Raw genomic sequence first — 17,434 nt, 5'->3', positions numbered from 1 at the left:
CGCCGACCGGTGAACCCCACCCGCGACCTGCCGCGGGTCAGGCCCGGTCGGAGCCCCGCAGGCCCCCGAGCGTCCGCAGCTGCAGCCACAGCACCAACCGCTCGTCCGGGTCGTCCAGATCGATGCCGAGGTGCTGCTGCGCCTGCCTGAGGCGGTACCGGCAGGTGTTGGGGTGCACGGCGAGCAGCTTCGCCGCCCGCGCCATGTCGCATCCGGCGTCCAGCCAGCACACCAGGGTTCTGGCGTAGTCGGTGCCGTGCTCGGTGTCGTACGCCAGGACCTCACGCCAAGCACCCGCCGTCAACGCCCGCTCCTCGCCGATGAGTTCACGCAGCCGGAGCAGGGTGACACGGGCGCGTATCTCGGTCACAGCAGCGACGTCCTCGTCCGGGCCGAGCACCCGCAGGACGAGGTCGGCGTCGTCCCGTGAGCCGCGCACGGCCGCCAGGTCCGGGACCACGTCGCCCAGCCCGGCCCGCACCGGCACCCGCAGAGCCTTACCCGCGCGCCGCGCGATGTCCTCGGCGAGGCGCTTGTGCCGCTCCCCACCGCTCCCCCAAGCTCTCGGCTCCTCCCCCACCCTCGGCTTCGCTCGAGCGGGGGTACCCCCATGAGCAGGGGCTACCCCCGCACCGGCCACCGGCAGCAGCGCGTACACACTCCCGTCCACCAGCACGCACGCGTGCCGCCCGTACCGCGCCTCGCACTGGAGCCGTACGAGGTCGAGCAGCCGCAGCGCGGTCTGTTCCCCGTCGGGTGCGGACACCGCGCCGTCGAGGGCGAAGGCCGCGACACGGACTGGGGTGCCGGCGGCGAGGCCGAGGCGGTGCTCGGCCCCGGCGGGATCGGCGGTGCCGTCGAGGAGACGGCGCAGCAGGTCGCTCGTCAGATGCCGGGACAGTTCCTCGCTCGCCCGTGCCCGCAGCAGGAGCAGGGCGGCCGTGGACGCACCCTGGGTGAGCGCGCCCTCGGCATCGGGGCCGACGTGCCCGTCGTCGACGACCCACACCGACCCCAGCGTCTCGCCGCCCGCGCGGATCGCGACGGCGAGCCGCGGCAGCTCGTCGCCGTCGAGTGCGGCGAGGCGTACGGGTCCGGGGGCGGCGAACAGGACGCGGTACTGCTCGGTGTTCTCGGGGCTGCTCGGCACCTGGCGGCCCAGGATGCCCTGCCGCCGGGCCTCGTCGACGACCTGCCCGGGGACCGTGGAGTAGGCCAGGATCCGCTGGCGGACGTCCTCGATGACGGTCGCGCCGCCCACGGCCGTGGCCACCGCGTTGGCGAGCGCGAACAGGTCGCCGAAGGCTGCCCCGCTGCCCTCCGGGCCGGGCCGGGAGCCGATCGCGGAGGCCAGCAGCAGATGGACGTGATGCCAGGCGGCGTCCTCGTCGACGGCGAGCAGCGCGAGGCCGTGGGCCTTCGCGGCCGCCACCGTGTCGGGCTGCCCGTCCCTGTCCCGTACGACGAGTCCGGCCATCCCGGCCTCCGCAGCATCGCCTGCCAGCGGCCCGACCTCACCCGCTCGCGCCCCGACCGTCAGCAGCAGGGCGCCGGGCGCACTGCGCGGAAACGGGGCCCCGGCGTCGTACAGCAGGACCTCGGAGACGGGTGTGGTGAGGCCGGCCGGGGCGGTGAGCACGCGGAGCATGGGATCGCCGAGGGTGTCGAGAAGTTCCTCGAGGGTGCAGGCGTCCATGGGCGGTCGGGCTCTCCGGTGGGTGACGGTCACGTGGGGACGATTGGCGTTTTTATCGGACAGTGATCGCTCAGGGCCTTGGCCGATCACAACAGGGGCGCGGGCTTTCATTGTGCCCGACGACAATGGCCGACGAGCTGTGGCCCGGGAGACTCAAGACATGACACCTGTGACGATCTCCGCCGCCGGGTCCGGGGCGGCGGCCGGTACGCCGAACGCGGGCGCCCTCGCCGGCGACGTGGCCCGTAACGCCGCGGATGCAGCCCACATCGGCGGGGAAGCAGCCCACATCGCCTGGGAGGGCGTCGCCGACGCCGCGGCCCGTGCCGCCGGGGTCACGGTCCGTACCGTGCACGACGTGGTCGGCATCAGTGCCGTGGCCGACTTCTTCGCCGATGTGTGGCAGACGCCGCGCGTCACCCCGCCCTACCCCTCGGAGGTGCTGCACAGCCTGGTGCACGCCGGTGGCGCGGTGCACGCGGCGTACTGCGCCGGGCCGTCGGGCGAACGGCTCGCCGGGGCGGCGGTGGCGGTATTCGGGCCACCCGCCGAGCGGGACGTGTACTCGTTCGTGGCGGCGGCGACCGCGTCCGGCCGGGGCGTCGGCTTCGCGGTCAAGCAGGCGCAGCGGCTGTGGGCGCTGGAGCGGGGCGCCACCACCATGCGCTGGACCTTCGACCCGCTGGTCAGCCGTAATGCCCGCTTCAACCTGGTCAAGCTGGGCGCCGTCGGCAGCGAGTACCTGGTCGACTTCTACGGACCGATGAGCGACGGCGTGAACAACGGCGACGAGAGCGACCGGCTGACCGTCGCGTGGGACCTGGTGACGGGGACCACGCGGACGGACGACCCCGCCGAGGGCCGCTCGGCCGCCGACGCCGTCCGCCGCGCACCGGACGGCGGCCCGCTCGACCTGCGCGACGCGGACAGGCTGTGGTGCCGCGTGCCCGAGGACATCGTCGCGCTCCGCGCCACCGACCCGGCGCTCGCGCTCGACTGGCGGCACGCCGTGCGCGAGGTCTTCACCGAGGCGTACGCCGAGGGCCTGCGCGCGACGGCCATGTCCCGCGACGGCTGGTACCTGCTGACCCGCCCGTCCCCCGACCTCCCGACGGTGCGGACGAGCGCCGGGACCACCGTCGAGACCTCTTCCCAGGCCACTTCCAAGATCCCCTCCGAATCCGCTTCCGAGGAGCAGGAATGAAGCTCGAACGCGTCGAACTGCTCCACGTCGCCATCCCGCTCATCACCCCGTTCCGTACCTCCTTCGGGACGATGACCAGCAAGGACACCTTCCTGCTGCATGTGGTGACCGACGAGGCCGAAGGCTGGTCGGAGTTCGCTGCCGACCCGGAGCCGCTGTACTGCTCGGAGTTCGTCGCCGGCGCCGAGATCATCATCCGGGACTTCCTGCTGCCGCGCGTCGCCGCCCTGCCCGAGCCGACGACCGCAGCCGTCGCCCCCGCCATGACCTCCGTCAAGGGCCACGAACTCGCCAAGGCCGCCCTTGAAACCGCCCTCCTGGACGCCGAGCTGCGCGCCTACGGGATGTCACTCGCGACCTTTCTCGGCTCGGTCCACGAACGGGTGCCCGCCGGGGTCTCGGTCGGCATCAAGAACTCCGTGCCCGAACTGCTCGACGACGTCGAGCAGTACCTCGCCGAGGGCTACATCCGCATCAAGCTGAAGATCGAGCCGGGCTGGGACGTCGAGCCGGTGCGCGCCGTACGCGAACGCTTCGGCGACGAACTCCCGCTCCAGGTCGACGCCAACACCGCCTACACGCTCGCCGACGCCGAGCACCTGCGTAAGCTCGACGACTTCGGGCTGCTGCTGATCGAGGAGCCGCTGGAGGAGAACAACCTCCACGCCCACGCCCAGCTCCAGAAGCGTCTGGCCACCCCGGTCTGCCTCGACGAGTCGATCCACTCCGCGCGCGACGCGGCGTCCGCGATCGCGATGGACGCCTGCCGGGTCATCAACGTCAAACCGGCCCGCGTCGGCGGCTATCCGGAAGCCCGTCGCATCCACGACGTGGCCACCGCCCACGGCGTGCCCGTGTGGTGCGGCGGAATGCTGGAGACGGGCATTGGCCGCGCCCCCAACCTGGCGCTCGCCGCCCTCCCGGGCTGCACCCTCCCCGGCGACACCTCCGCCTCCAGCCGGTACTTCGCCGAGGACATCACCGAACCGTTCGTCCTCCAGGACGGCCACCTGCCCGTACCCACCGCCCCGGGCATCGGCATCGCCCCGCTGCCGGACGCGCTTGCCCGGTTTACGACGGCGACTCAGGAGTTGTACGCGGGACGGAGGAGCCTGGAGGCAACCCAGGCCGGAGCAGTTCCGGTTCCGAACGGCTGGCGTGCCTTGCTCCACGAGCGGATGCTTGAGTGACCGACCGGAGGAAGCCGGAGCCCGATCATCGATCCGAACGGTCTCCTCGTGATCAACCGCGGTGGGGGGAGAGAGGAGATCGACCTGGGCGGGTCGGACGTCGATGCCCACCCTCTGCCTCGACTTCCACGGTCGGGTTCTTCAAACCGGGCGACGTGTCTGCGGACGCATGCCGAGCACCTGCAGAACCGGCATGGCAGACCCAAGGAGGGCTGATCGATGGGACAGCACGTGCGCGCCGGTGAGCTGGACATCTGGACCGAGCAGGTCGGCGAAGGGCCAGACGTTCTGCTGATCGGCGGCCTCGGTGACACCGTCGAGTCGTGGCAGTTCCAGCTCGACGGGCTGGCCGACCGCTACCGGCTGACCGCCTTCGACAACCGGGGGGCGGGTCGGACCGCCATGCCTGAGGATCCCGTCTCGGTCGAGGTGATGGCCGACGACGCGGCGGCGGTGTTGCGGGCGCTGGACATTGCATCCGCCCACGTCGCCGGCTTCTCCGGCGGGAGCATCATCAGCCAGGAGCTGGCGCTCCGCCACCCTGAGCTGGTGCGCAGCCTGGTCCTGCAGAGCACCTGGTCGGTGCCGGACCACTACCTGCGCCGGTGGATGCTGTTCGCCCGCTGGCTGGTGGAGGTTGCCCCGAGCGAGCGCGCGTTCCTGGAGGGGTTCTTCCTGGACGTCTACACGGCCCGGGCGCACAACGACGGCACCGTCGACCAGTTCATCGAGGAGGTGCTCGCTTTTCCGCACCAGCAGACGACCGCGAACTTCCAGCGTTTCCTCGACGCCATGCTGGATCACGATACGACCGACCGCCTGCCGGAAATCACCGCCCCGACGCTGGTCCTCGCCGGCGGCCGCGACTCCACCAGCCGCCCCGTGCTCTGCCGCGCCGTCGCGGACAGAATTCCCGGCGCACGGTTCGCGGTGATGGAGGAGGAGGCACACCAGCCTTTCCAGGAGATACCCGAAGAATGGAACGCCCGCGTCGATGCCTTCTGGCACGAGGTCGGGCCGCGGGCCGGATGAGGAGCGGATCCTGCTGCCGGCGCACCCTCCAGGGGGCCAAGGGACGGCGGGGCGCCCGTTGGTGGAGCGGCCCTCAGGGTGCTATCCGTCGTGGTTCTCCTTCTGGGCCGAGGTGGTGGGAGCCGGGCTGCTGACGCCGGTGGGGGCTTGGGCCGCCATCTGCGCTGTGGGCGCCGCCCTCTCCGCTTCTGCGGGCTTCGTTGCCCGCCGCGTCTCGCCGCGCCCGGCACTCGTGGTCCTGTGTCTCGGCGTTGTGGTGTCCATGCTGGCCGACACCGCGGCCCATCCCTGGGCGCCGTAGAGGCACCTGGTGCAGTCCGCCGGGGCATGCCTGTCCGGATGTTCCGCCGCCATGATCCGCCGGATAGGTCCTGGCTCTGATACTGCGACCGGTTGCGGATTTTCGCAGCTCAGCTCTTGATTCCGAGCTTGGTTGCCGGACTGCCGATCAGATATTGGGCGCGCGAGAGACGCTGTGGACAGGTCGTTCGCCAAGGCTCGGGTCCCGGAGAGGCCGCCCGCAGAGCGAGGTCACCGCAAATGCAGTTGCGGTATTGGCCATGGGGAGGGCGGCCGTTTGAATCGCCGCCCGGAGGGCGACCGCTTAGCGTGGAGGCAACCGACGGAACGCGTGAGTGAGGGACCGGCTGACCATGGACGTGAGAATTCGGCTTGCTCAGCGGCCGGAGGCCGACGCGTTGCTCGGCCGCAGCACGCTGGCCGCCTTGATCGGCATGCTTCTCGATCAGCAGATCCCCATGGAGTGGGCGTTCTCCGGCCCGTACACCATTGCCGAGCGGCTGGGCGGTGACGATCTGGACGCTCAGGAGATCGCCGCCTACGATCCGGAGGCCTTCGCCGCGCTGCTGTCGGAGAAGCCCGCGGTGCACCGCTACCCGGGCTCCATGGCGAAGCGGGTGCAGCAGCTCTGCCAGTACCTGGTCGATCACTACGACGGTGATCCGGCGGCGGTGTGGCGCGACGCCGGTACCGGCAAGGAGCTCCTCGAGCGGCTGAACGCACTGCCCGGCTTCGGCAAGCAGAAGTCCCAGATCTTTCTGGCCCTGCTGGGCAAGCAGCTCGGGGTGGCGCCCGAGGGCTGGCGCGAGGCGGCGGGTGCCTACGGCGAGGCGGGCTCGTACCGCTCGGTGGCCGATATCACCGGGCCCGAATCGCTGGACAAGGTGCGTGCCTACAAGCAGGAGGCCAAACGGGCCGCCAAGGCCGCCGCCAAGAAGTAGCCCTCAGGTTCCGCGGTTGTGAGGCCTCGCTGCGGCGCGTGCGTGCCGCGTCGTCCTGGGCAAGGGCCCGGCGGTGGTGCCGCAAGGGCCCGGCGGCGCTGCTTCGGCGCACACCCCGGTGACCATCCGGGCAGTCGCCGTGACACGCCGGGCGCCACCGTGTCGTACCTCCGGATGCGCTGCGCCCGGATTTCGGCGGCCCGGTCGGCGGCGCGCGAGCAGCTTGGGCCTGGCACGGAAAGCCGTTTCCGCAATACAAATGATCCTCACCCGGCCACCCCACCGAGGCCGGTGACCGCCGACCGACCAAGGGGCTCATATGGGCGTCGGGCACTCCCACGGCTACCTCCACCTCCGCTCCGCCCGCACAAGCCTCGTCCTCGACTGCACAGGCGGGCTGTTACCGCGGATCGTCCACTGGGGCGCGGACCTCGGCGCGCTCGGCGACGAGGCCCTCGCCGCCCTCGCCGGGGCCGACGAGCCGCAGATCATGTCGAGCACCCTCGACGTACGGGTGCCCGTGGCGGTGCTGCCGGAGCTGTCCGCCGGGTGGCTGGGCACCCCCGGACTGACCGGGCACCGGGACGGCCGGGACTTCTCCACCGCCTTCACCGTCCGGGCCCTGGAGGCCGGGGCCGGCGAAGGCCCCGTACGGCACCGGGTCACCGTTGAGGCCGCCGACGAACACGCCGGGCTGGCGCTCGGGCTGGAGATCGAGCTCACCCGGTCCGGGCTCGTACGGCTGCGGGCGGCCCTCACCAACGACGGCGACGACCCGTACACGCTGGACGGGCTGCTGCTCACCCTGCCCGTACCGTCCCACGCCACCGAACTGCTCGATCTCACCGGCCGTCATCTGCGCGAACGCATCCCCCAGCGGCATGAGTTCACCCTCGGCACGCATCTGCGCGAGAACCGGCGCGGCCGCACCGGCGCCGACGCCACCCTCGTCCAGGCTGCGGGCGAAGGCGGTTTCGGGTTCCGTACGGGTGAGGTGTGGGGCCTGCACGTCGGATGGAGCGGCAACCACCGGTCGTTCGCCGAGCGCACGCCGGCCGGTGTCTCTCTCCTCGGCGGCGGCGAGGCACTGCTCCCGGGGGAGGTCCGGCTCGCTCCCGGCGACACGTACGAAACCCCCTGGACCTACGGCTCGTACGGGCGCGGGCTGGACGAACTGGCGGGGCGTTTCCACGGCTTTCTGCGCGACCGCCCGCACCATCCGCGTACGCCGCGCCCGGTGACCCTCAACACCTGGGAGGCCGTCTACTTCCAGCAGGACCTGGACAAGCTGAAGGCTCTGGCCGACGCGGCCGCCGACGTGGGCGCGGAGCGGTTCGTGCTGGACGACGGCTGGTTCGGCGGCCGTCGCGACGACCGTGCGGGACTCGGCGACTGGTATGTGGACAAGGACGTCTGGCCGGACGGCCTGCATCCGCTGGCCGCCCATGTCCGGGGGCTCGGAATGGAGTTCGGTCTCTGGGTCGAGCCGGAGATGGTCAACCCCGACTCCGATCTGGCCCGCGCCCACCCCGAGTGGATCCTGTCCACCGGCGGCCGCACCCCGCCGCTCGCCCGTCATCAGCAGGTGCTGGACCTCGGGCGGCCGGAGGCGTACGCCTACCTGCTGGAACGGCTGGACGCCCTGGTCGCCGAGTACGCCGTCGGCTACCTCAAATGGGACCACAACCGGGATCTGGTGGAAGCCGGAACCGGCCCGGCAGGCGTCGCCGGGGTCCATGCCCAGACGGTGGCCGTCTACCGCCTCATCGACGAACTGCGCGCCCGCCACCCGGGATTGGAGATCGAGTCCTGCTCCTCGGGCGGCGCCCGTATCGACCTCGGGATCCTGGAGCGTACGGACCGGGTGTGGACGAGCGACTGCATCGACGCGCTGGAGCGCCAGCAGATCCAGCGCTGGACGGGGATGCTGCTGCCGCCCGAGCTGATGGGGGCGCACGTCGGCGCGCCCGTCTCGCAGACGACGGGGCGCTCCCACACGCTCGACTTCCGCGCGGGCACCGCTCTGTTCGGCCACTTCGGCATCGAATGGGACCTCACCGGGGCGGGGCCGCGGGAGCGCGCCGGGCTCGCCGCGTGGATCGCGGCGTACAAGGAGCTGCGGCCGCTGCTGCACGGCGGGACGGTCGTCCGCGGCGACCACCCCGACCCGGCTCTGTGGGTGCACGGTGTGGTGGCGCCTGACCGCTCGCGCGGGGTCTACGCACTCGTCCGGATGGCGACCGGCGTGCAGGCCCCGCCGGGCCGGGTCCGCCTTCCGGGGCTGGACGGCACGTCCACGTACCGTCTCACTCCCCTCGCCCCCGGTGACCGTCCCCAGGCGTTCACCGGCTCGCGGCTCCCCTGGTGGGACTCCGGGGTGGAGCTGCCGGGGCGGGTGCTGTCGGCCGTGGGAGTCCAGGCCCCGGCTCTGCACCCGGAGAGCCTGGTCCTCATCGAGGCACGTCGGCTCTGAGCCCCGCCGGGGCCGGGCCGCGCTCGGGGCCGACCTGGGTTCCCGGCGTCCGGCCCGTGGGTCAGGGACCTGGGTGTTTCTGGCGCGGGGCCCGGAACCGGGACCCGGGAGGTTCCTGGCACGGCCCTCGGGTCAGGGACCCGGGAGGTTCCTGGCTCGGGCCCCGGGGCCGGTGACCCGGGGGCGGTCGGGGCTGCCGACTGCGGGCTGCCGACTGCGTGTTGCCGGGATCAGGCCGCCCGACGGGTCGCCGCGGCGAGGCTGCGCAGCCCCGCCACGCTCCCGCGGTGTGTCGGGGCCCAGCCGAGTTCGTCCCTGGCCTTGGCGTTGGAGACCCGCATGGAGGTGGACATGGCCGCGTACGCGTACGACATCGGCCGCAGCAGTCCCAGCGGCACCGTCATCGGCCGGGGCAGTCCGAACGCCTCGGCGACGGCCCGTACATGGCCGCCGAAGCCGATCGGTTCGTCGTCCGCGATGTTGTACGCCTGACCGGACCGTCCCCGCTCCACCGCGGCGACGACCGCCCACCCCGCGTCGGGCAGCTCCACCCAGGGCAGCACCCGGCCGTGGTCCTCCGGCAGCGGCAGCGAGCGTCTGCGCAGCATCGGCAGCAGGGCGTCCGTGCCACCCTCGCCGTAGAGGAGCCCGAAGCGCAGCGCGATGCCGTCCATACCGACGGCGGAGAAGGCCATCGCCTCCTTGGTCCGCATCGCCCCGATGTGCTGCTCGAGGGAGCGGGTGGAGCCCTTGGGGCCGAACACGTCGGTGTCCTCGTGCAGCACCCGGTCGCCGTGGTCCCCGTAGCCGTAGCCGAAGATCATCGACTCGGCGACGAAGCGGCGGGCGCCGGTCGCCCGGGCGGCGTCCAGGAGGTTCGCGGTGCCCTGGATGCGCAGGGCGTCGGTGGCCGCCATGTCCCCGTGGCGCATCGGCGGCTTGCGCAGGGCGGTCGCCGCGTGGACGACGGTGTCGACGGCCAGGCCGTCCACGGCACGCAGCAGGCCCGCACGGTCGAGGAGGTCGGCGCGCACCGCGTTCTCCGGGCCGCGGCCGAGTGGGACGACCCGGTGTCCGGCGGTGGTGAGGGCCCTGGCGATGTGCCGCCCGAGGACGCCGCTCGCGCCCGCCAGCAGGACCGTGCGAGGGGTCCGCGTCTGGTTCATGGCGCCCATGCTTGTACGACGGCGGTGCTGGGCCCTGGTGTGACATGGGCCGGTGCGCCCACCTGCCGCACCGCCGTAACCTGGGCGGATGATCCGACCCGCTGCACCTGAGGACGTACCGGCCATCGTCGCCATGATCCGCGAGCTCGCCGTGTACGAGAAGGCGGAGCACGAGGTGGAGGCCACCGAGGAGCACATCCGCCGCGCCCTCTTCGGGGACCGTCCGGCGGCGTTCGCCCATATCGCGGAGACGGACGGCCGGGCCGAGGGCTTCGCGCTGTGGTTCCTCAACTTCTCGACTTGGCGCGGGGTGCACGGTATCTATCTGGAGGACCTCTACGTCCGCCCCGAGGCCCGCGGCCGGGGCCACGGCAAGGCGCTCCTCGCCGAGCTGGCGCGGATCTGTGTGGAGCGCGGCTACGGCCGTCTGGACTGGTCGGTCCTGGACTGGAACACCCCGTCCATCGACTTCTACAAGGCGCTCGGCGCGGTCCCGATGGACGAGTGGACCGGCTTCCGCCTGACGGATGACGCGCTGGCGGTGCTGGGCGCGGGGGCGGACTGACCGGGGCCGGAAGACGGCCGACAGGGGGTCGGCTGGAGGCCCGGACGTGGAAGTGCTGGTCGGTCCTCTGCATCAGTCGACTGCCGAGAACCGCCACCGGCGCCGGCAGCCGGCACAGCGGATCTCCTGCTCCGCATGCTGTCCGCGCAGCCTCGGCCCCAGGCATCAAACCGAGCACGGCGGCCCGACCCCGGGAACGTCCGGACGTTCCCATCCCTCCACGGGGCAACGCAGGTTGTCCCGCAGAAAGCCGGCCCCGGCATGCGCAGCGAGGCCGGACTCCACGCTCCTGTGAGGTCAGCCCAGTGCCATGCGGCTGAGGGGTTCCCAGGTCCGGTACTCCTCGACACGGGCCTGGTCCATCTCCTGGACGAGATCGAACGACCGGCTACCGGCAATCAGGCGCCGGGGCGGGTCCGGCAGTCCGGCCAATTCCATGATGACGGGTGCCACGGTGCTCGGATCCGGGCCGGCGTCCTCGCCCCACATTTCCGCCAGCTGGGAACGCAGTCCTTCGTAGGCCGGGTCGGGTGCAGTCGTTGTGGTCCCCGCCGTGAACAGCCCCGTAGCGTACCCGCCCATCTGCACGATGGTGACCTTGATCCCGAACTGCTCGACCTCCATCGCCAGCGCTTCACTGACCGAGTCGAGTGCCGCCTTGCCCGCCCCGTAGAACCCGACGGAGGCCATGCCGCCGCCGCTGCCCATCGACGTGACCTGAAGGATGCGCCCGGAGCCCTGCGCACGCAGGCAGGGAATCACGGCCTGGGCAACCCACACCGCACCGAAGAAGTTGACGTCGAGGTGGTCTCGGATCTGTTCTTCCGTTGCCTCCTCCACCATGCCGTACAACAGACCGCCTGCGTTATTGACGACGACATCGAGTCGGCCGAAAGCCGATGATGCCCGTTCCACCGCCTCGAACACGGCTCCGCGGTCAGAAACGTCCAGGGCAAGCCGTACGAGATCATCCGGGTACTTCTCGGCTAACTCGACGAGCGGCTCAACATTGCGGGCGGCTGCCACGACATGCTCTCCAGCGGAGAGTGCGGCCTCGGTGAACGCCCGGCCCAAGCCACGGGAAGCCCCGGTGATGAACCAAGTCCTGGCGCTCGACATGCAAAACCAACTCCTTCGTCCACGGCGATCGCCGCGTTGCACCGGCCATGCCCGCCAACGCCGCCCCGCCTCCACTCAACGTGACGGACCGACCCGTCTCGCCGGAGACGCTAACCGACGTACATGCCCCACGCCAGAGAGTTCTCCACTCCTCGTCGGCGGCCGGGGCCTTGGGGACCTGGCGCCCACTCAGCCACGCGTCGGGCGGGGCAACGAGGCCGCCCCGGGCCGTGCGCCAGGGGCCGGGGGAGGGGGCGCGTGCCCGGTCTCAGGGGATGAGGACGACCTTGCCCATCGTGGCGCGGCTCTCCAGGGCCCGGTGGGCGGCGGCCGCCTCGGAGAGCGGGAAGCGCTGCACCACGGGTACGAGTCGGCCGGCCGCGGCCTCGGCCATCGACCGTTCCTCCAGGGTGCGCAGCGGGTTGTCGCCGCCGATGCCCTCGAGCATCGGGGGGCCGAGCACGGTCCGGGTGGTGATGCCGCGCTCCGCCAATTCCTCGCCGGAGAACTCGAGCAGGCCGCCGGCGAGCGGCCCGCCCGCCGACCATCCGTGGACGAGGTGGCGTCCGCCGCGGCCGAGGAGGTCGACGGCTGCCCGGCCGGGGTCGCCGCCGACCCCGTCGAGGACGACGGTCCCCCGGCGTGTGCCCAGGAAGTCGCGGATCTGGTCGGGCCAGTCGCCGGTGGTGTAGTCGACGGCGAGGTCCGCGCCCAGCTCGCGGACCCGTGCGACCTTGGCCCGGCCGCCCGCGAGGCCGATGACGGTGGCCCCGGTGTTCCTGCCGTACTGGACGAGGAGGGAGCCGACACCGCCTGCCGCGGCCGTGATGATCACGATGTCGTCGGAGGTCAGCCCGGCGAGACGCAGAATGCCCATGGTGGTGCGGCCTGTGCCGATCATGGCGACGGCCTCTGCCTCCCCGAGTCCGTCGGGCAGGGCGTGCAGCTTCTCCGTGCCCACGACGGCGAGTTCGGCGTAGCCGCCCGGGACCAGTCCGAGGTGGGCCACGACCCGGCGACCCAGCCATACACCGTCCACGCCGTCGCCGAGCGCGTCGACCGTCCCGGCGACCTCGCGACCGGGGATGGTGGGCAGCTCGGGCGCCGGGACGGGGCCGCCCTGTATGCCTTCGCGCAGCGCGGTGTCCAGGAGGTGGACGCCCGACGCGGTGACGGCGATCCGGACCTGCCCCGGCCCCGGCTCGGGGTCATCGACTTTCTCGTACGTCAGATTCGCGGCGGGGCCGAAGGCGTGCAGCCGGATCGCGTGCATGGTGTCTCCTCGTCAGAGCGGTGCGGGGCGTCGCTCATCACCTTCCGACCTCGAGCTTGGTTGAGGTCAAGTGGCGTCCGGCGGTGTTTGTCACGAGGGGCGCCGTGGCGTGGTCGGGGACGGTGTCAGTGGGGTGGTCCACGATGGGTGGTCGAGAGGCGGTGATGAGCGTGGCGCGGGGCAGGAAGGCCGGGGGAGCGGTGCGGCGGGCCGAGGTGCGGCTGCCGCGGCTGGGTGCGTTCGAGGGGCAGGGCCTGGAGCCGGAGGGGGACTACGACGGGCTGGAGTTCGCGGACCTCGATCTGTCCGGGCAGGAGGGCGGCGGCGCGCGGTTCATGGACTGCGGGGTGTACCGCTGCGGGCTGGACGAGACGCGGCTGTGCGGCGCGCGGTTCATCGACTGTGTGCTGGAGGAGGTGCGAGGGGTCGGTACGGACCTTGCCGGGGCGGCGCTGAGGGATGTGGAGCTGACCGAGCCGCGGCTCGGCGGGGTGCAGCTGCACGGGTCCGTGCTGGAGCGGGTGCTGGTGCGGGGAGGGAAGATCGACTATCTGAACTGCGGAACTCCTCGCTCACGGACGTCGTGTTCGAGGGGTGTGTGCTCCTCGAGGCCGATTTCGGCGGGGCACGGCTGCAGCGGGTGGAGTTCCGGGACTGCACGCTCCGGGCGGCGGACTTCCACGGCGCGGAGATGAGCGAGGTGGATCTGCGGGCGGTCGCGGAGCTGGATATCGCGCGGGGGGTGGAGCGGCTGGCGGGGGCTGTGATCAGCCCGTCCCAACTGCTCGATCTGGCCCCGGCGTTCGCGGCGTGGATAGGGGTACGGGTCGAGGCGGGGCCGTCGGGCTGAATACGGTCCTGTGGGGGAAATCAGGTCCAGCAGCGGCCGAGGTCACACCCTGCGGAGCTGGAGCCACGTCCTGCGGGGCTGGGGGCTGCGGAGCTGGAGCCACGTACTGCCGGGCTGGAGCCACGTACTGCCGGCCTGGAGGCTGCGAGGCTGGAGTCAGGTCCTGCGGAAGCGTGCCTGGAGGTCCCAGATGACGGGGTTGTCGGCGAGCCCGTCGTGCATGTCGGTGAGGTCGGCGATCAGATCATGCAGAAAGTCGCGGGCCTCGCGGCGCAGCGCGGAGTGGCTGAAGGTGAGCGGTGGCTCGTCCGCCGGCATCCAGTCGGCCGTGATGTCCACCCAGCCGAACCGGCGCTCGAACACCATCCGGTCCGTGGATTCGGTGAAGTCGAGCTCGGCGTACTGGGGACGGTGGGAGCGGCTGCCGCGGGGGTCTTGGTCGAGCTGCTCGACGATGTCGCACAGGGCCCAGGCGAAGTCGAGCACCGGCACCCATCCCCAGGCTGTGGACAGCTCCCGGTCGGCCTTGGTGTCGGCGAGGTAGACATCGCCGCAGAAGAGGTCGTGCCGCAGGGCGTGGACGTCCGCCGTGCGGTAGTCCGTCTGCGGCGGGTCGGGGAAGCGGCGGGAGAGCGAATAGCCGAGGTCGATCACGGTTCGATGGTGTCACGCCCCGGCGGCCCGGTGGCCCGTGGAATGGCCCGGCGGATGCGGGCCCGTCCCCTCCGCTCCGCCGGGGCCGGGTTCAGTGACCGCGCGCGATCCATTCCTCCAGGTGGGGCGCCTCCGCCCCGATGGTGGTGGAGTCGCCGTGCCCGGTGCGTACGAGGGTGTCCGGCTCCAGGGTGAGCAGCCGTTCCCGGATCGACTCGATGATCGTCGGGAAGGAGGAGTACGAGCGGCCGGTGGCCCCGGGGCCGCCCTGGAAAAGGGTGTCGCCGGAGAAGACGGTGCCCAGGTCCGGGGCGTACAGACAGACGGCGCCGGGGCTGTGGCCCGGGGTGTGCAGGACGTGCAGCTCCGCGGTGCCGACGGTCAGGACCTGGCCGTCGGCCAGTGGGGCGTCCGGCCGGAGGTCCGGGTGCCGCATCCGCCAGAGCACCTCGTCCTCGGGGTGGAGCAGGACCGGTGCCCCGGCCCGTTCCGCGACCTCCGGGGCGGCGTCGATGTGGTCGTCGTGACCGTGGGTGCAGACGATGCCCAGCAGCCTGCGGTCCCCGACGGCCGTCAGGACGGCGTCCGCGTCGTGGGCGGCGTCGATCACATACACCTCGGAGTCGTCGCCGACGAGCCAGACGTTGTTGTCGACCTCCCAGACCCCGCCGTCCAGGGAGAACGTGCCGGAGGTGACGAGGTGGTCGACGCGTACCGCCGAGGGCGCCGCCATCAGAACACCACCACCGAGCGCAGCACTTCGCCGCGCTGCATCTTCCCGAAGGCCTCCTCGATGTCGTCCAGCCCGATCGTCTCGCTGACGAACGCTTCGAGATTCAGCCGCCCCTGGAGGTAGAGGTCGATGAGCACCGGGAAGTCACGAGAGGGCAGGCAGTCGCCGTACCAGGAGGATTTCAGCGCGCCACCGCGGCCGAAGACATCGAGCAGCGGCAGTTCCAGCCGCATCTCGGGCGTGGGAACTCCGACGAGGACGACCGTACCGGCCAGATCACGGGCGTAGAACGCCTGTTGGTACGTCTCCGGGCGGCCGACCGCCTCGATCACGACGTCCGCGCCGAACCCTCCGGTCAGCTCCTGGATGCCCTTCACCACGTCCGCCGTCCGGCCGTTGACGGTGTGCGTGGCGCCCAGGGAGCGCGCGAGCTCCAGCTTCCGGTCGTCCAGGTCCACCGCGATGATCTTCGATGCTCCGGCCAGCCGGGCTCCGGCGACCGCCGCGTTGCCGACGCCGCCGCAGCCGATCACCGCGACGGAGTCACCGCGCCCCACGTTGCCGGTGTTGATCGCCGCGCCCAGGCCCGCCATCACCCCGCAGCCGAGCAGACCCGCGGCGGCCGGGCTCGCCGACGGGTCGACCTTCGTGCACTGCCCGGCGGCGACCAGCGTCTTCTCGGCGAAGGCGCCGATGCCCAGTGCGGGGGAGAGGGCGGTGCCGTCGCCGAGCGTCATCGGCCGGGAGGCGTTATGGGTGGAGAAGCAGTACCAGGGGCGGCCGCGCCGGCAGGCACGGCACTCGCCGCACACCGCACGCCAGTTGAGGATCACGAAATCTCCGGGCGCCACGTCCGTGACGCCCTGGCCGACCGACTCCACCACGCCCGCCGCCTCGTGCCCGAGCAGGAACGGGAACTCGTCGTTGATCCCGCCCTCCCGGTAGTGCAGGTCGGTGTGGCAGACCCCGCAGGCCTGCACCTTCACCACCGCCTCGCCCGGTCCGGGGTCCGGGACCAGGATCGTTTCGACCCTCACCGGCTCGCCCTTGCCGGGAGCAACCACACCGCGCACGTGTTGAGTCATGGTGTGCAGCGTAAATCCGGTGGTGGCGGAACCGGAACGGGCCGCACCGTGGGGAGACGGTACGGCCCGCGTCATGCCCTGTGACGCGCCGTGCGCGTTCCGAGGGCTACGTGACGTCGATTCCGGTCCAGGCGGCGCCGAACCGCCTTGTACTCGGCGCTCGTCGTCCCGTACAGGTCACCCGCCGCCTTCAGGGTCGCGGTGCGCGCGGCCTTGTCGTTGGTGGTGGAGGGGAAGTACGCGGTGAGGGCCTTGTACCAGGTCTTCCCGCCTTGGCCCGGCCGATCCCCGTCACCGTGGAGCCGTTGCAAGCCGGGCTGTTGTAGCTCACACCGTTGATCGTCTTCGCGCCGCTGCCTCGGACGGGCAAGGCGGCCGGTGGCGACGGGTGGAACGGGCTTCCGCTACCAGCCGGGCTGACGGATACTCAGCTCGCGCGGAGGTCCCGGCGCAGGACCACACACGGGCGGTGCAGTCGCCGGTCCTCACGACGGTCGATGATCTCGTAGCCGAGTGCCGTCCAGAACGCCAGGGCCCTGGGGTTGCTCTCCAGGACCGCCAGCCGTACGCCCTCCGCGCCCCCCGCCCTGAGCCGTTCCTCCACGAGCCGGGCCAGCTCGCGGCCGTATCCCGTGCGCTGCTCCTGGCCGTGCACCATCAGCAGACCGATCCAGGGGTCGGGATCGTCGGGGTCGGGGTGCTCGGCGAGTGTGATGGCGACGCCGAGGAGGCGGTGGCCCTCCCGCGCGAGCAGTACCTCGGAGGAGGGGTGCGCCAGCTCCTCGGCGAGGCTCGCGGCCACCTGCTCGGGGCGGATGTCCTCGGGGTCGGGGAAGTCGCCACTGATCCGCTGGAAGACAGGGTCGGAGCGGTAGAGCGCGGTCAGCTCGTCGAGCAGCGGCACCGGCAGCCCGTGCGGTCCCAGCGGCCCGTGCGTCACGTCGTCGGGGATCGTGAGCGGTTCGAGGATCATGGGCCGCACGCTAACGCGACGGCCCCCGGTCGGCGGGGAACCGGGGGCCGACGGCAGGTCAGCGGGTGGACTCCCAGAAACTCGGATCAAAGCCCAGGAACCAGAAACTCAGATCGAAGCCCAGGAACCAGGAACTCAGATCGAAGCTCGAGAACTGATGGGGAGTCCGGACAGCTGATG

The 17,434-nt window shown here is 71.8% G+C and carries 14 protein-coding genes and 2 pseudogenes; 7 read left to right on the top strand and 9 right to left on the bottom strand.

The genetic code is table 11. The features are described from left to right. Positions 1-37: 37 nt before the first annotated feature. Complete coding sequence (locus ACTWQE_RS03285) at positions 38-1,729, bottom strand: helix-turn-helix domain-containing protein (protein ID WP_443327257.1); 1,692 nt, start codon at positions 1,727-1,729, stop codon at positions 38-40. Between the two features lie 127 nt (positions 1,730-1,856). Here ACTWQE_RS03285 and ACTWQE_RS03280 point away from each other — a divergent pair, with 127 nt between their 5' ends. From ACTWQE_RS03280 to ACTWQE_RS03260, 5 genes are all read left to right on the top strand, one after another. Continuing rightward, entirely contained in the window at positions 1,857-2,900 is a 1,044-nt protein-coding gene (locus ACTWQE_RS03280) for a chorismate synthase (protein ID WP_443327256.1), read from the top strand. Next, positions 2,897-4,090, top strand: a complete 1,194-nt coding sequence (gene menC, locus ACTWQE_RS03275; RefSeq protein ID WP_443327255.1) for an o-succinylbenzoate synthase — start codon at positions 2,897-2,899, stop codon at positions 4,088-4,090. Before ACTWQE_RS03280 ends, menC begins: the two co-directional genes overlap by 4 nt. A gap of 219 nt (positions 4,091-4,309) precedes the next feature. Then, on the top strand, positions 4,310-5,122 hold the full coding sequence (locus ACTWQE_RS03270) for an alpha/beta fold hydrolase (protein ID WP_443327254.1): 813 nt from the start codon (positions 4,310-4,312) through the stop codon (positions 5,120-5,122). Positions 5,123-5,775: 653 nt separating this feature from the next. Next, positions 5,776-6,363, top strand: a complete 588-nt coding sequence (locus ACTWQE_RS03265) for an HhH-GPD-type base excision DNA repair protein (protein ID WP_443327253.1) — start codon at positions 5,776-5,778, stop codon at positions 6,361-6,363. 319 nt (positions 6,364-6,682) lie between these two features. Beyond that, positions 6,683-8,836, top strand: a complete 2,154-nt coding sequence (locus ACTWQE_RS03260) for an alpha-galactosidase (RefSeq protein ID WP_443327252.1) — start codon at positions 6,683-6,685, stop codon at positions 8,834-8,836. A gap of 230 nt (positions 8,837-9,066) precedes the next feature. On the opposite strand, the gene ACTWQE_RS03255 is transcribed toward ACTWQE_RS03260, so the two are convergent. Continuing rightward, positions 9,067-10,002 carry an NAD-dependent epimerase/dehydratase family protein gene (locus ACTWQE_RS03255; RefSeq protein WP_443327251.1) on the bottom strand — a complete coding sequence of 312 codons (936 nt, stop codon included), beginning with the start codon at positions 10,000-10,002 and terminating at the stop codon, positions 9,067-9,069. Positions 10,003-10,090: 88 nt separating this feature from the next. Here ACTWQE_RS03255 and ACTWQE_RS03250 point away from each other — a divergent pair, with 88 nt between their 5' ends. Then, positions 10,091-10,567 (top strand): GNAT family N-acetyltransferase, encoded by a 477-nt coding sequence (locus ACTWQE_RS03250; protein WP_443327250.1) that lies wholly within the window; start codon positions 10,091-10,093, stop codon positions 10,565-10,567. Positions 10,568-10,864: 297 nt separating this feature from the next. On the opposite strand, the gene ACTWQE_RS03245 is transcribed toward ACTWQE_RS03250, so the two are convergent. Both ACTWQE_RS03245 and ACTWQE_RS03240 read right to left on the bottom strand, forming a co-directional pair. Then, positions 10,865-11,686, bottom strand: a complete 822-nt coding sequence (locus ACTWQE_RS03245) for an SDR family NAD(P)-dependent oxidoreductase (protein WP_443327249.1) — start codon at positions 11,684-11,686, stop codon at positions 10,865-10,867. A 268-nt stretch (positions 11,687-11,954) separates the two neighbouring features. Then, positions 11,955-12,959: a zinc-binding dehydrogenase gene (locus ACTWQE_RS03240; protein ID WP_443327248.1), complete on the bottom strand. Its 1,005-nt coding sequence runs from the start codon at positions 12,957-12,959 to the stop codon at positions 11,955-11,957. Positions 12,960-13,102: 143 nt separating this feature from the next. Here ACTWQE_RS03240 and ACTWQE_RS03235 point away from each other — a divergent pair. Next, a pseudogene (locus ACTWQE_RS03235) lies at positions 13,103-13,809 on the top strand (pentapeptide repeat-containing protein). Positions 13,810-13,965: 156 nt separating this feature from the next. On the opposite strand, the gene ACTWQE_RS03230 reads toward ACTWQE_RS03235, so the two are convergent. The 5 genes and pseudogenes from ACTWQE_RS03230 to ACTWQE_RS03210 form a co-directional block, all read right to left on the bottom strand. After that, a complete protein-coding gene (locus tag ACTWQE_RS03230; protein WP_443327247.1) occupies positions 13,966-14,463 on the bottom strand; it encodes a hypothetical protein in 498 nt (165 codons plus the stop codon). A gap of 91 nt (positions 14,464-14,554) precedes the next feature. Then, entirely contained in the window at positions 14,555-15,196 is a 642-nt protein-coding gene (locus tag ACTWQE_RS03225; protein WP_443327246.1) for an MBL fold metallo-hydrolase, read from the bottom strand. After that, positions 15,196-16,281 (bottom strand): S-(hydroxymethyl)mycothiol dehydrogenase, encoded by a 1,086-nt coding sequence (locus tag ACTWQE_RS03220; protein WP_443327245.1) that lies wholly within the window; start codon positions 16,279-16,281, stop codon positions 15,196-15,198. The genes ACTWQE_RS03225 and ACTWQE_RS03220 overlap by 1 nt, the downstream gene beginning before the upstream one ends. 106 nt (positions 16,282-16,387) lie before the next feature. Continuing rightward, a pseudogene (locus tag ACTWQE_RS03215) lies at positions 16,388-16,639 on the bottom strand (M4 family metallopeptidase); the annotation flags it as partial. Between the two features lie 69 nt (positions 16,640-16,708). Then, positions 16,709-17,254, bottom strand: a complete 546-nt coding sequence (locus ACTWQE_RS03210) for a GNAT family N-acetyltransferase (RefSeq protein ID WP_443327244.1) — start codon at positions 17,252-17,254, stop codon at positions 16,709-16,711. Positions 17,255-17,434 lie beyond the last annotated feature (180 nt).

This window comes from Streptomyces sp. 8N706 (assembly GCF_052245415.1).
GTDB lineage: Bacteria > Actinomycetota > Actinomycetes > Streptomycetales > Streptomycetaceae > Streptomyces.
The sequence above is the reverse complement of the archived record's forward strand: the minus strand, read 5'-3'. Positions and strand labels throughout refer to the sequence as shown.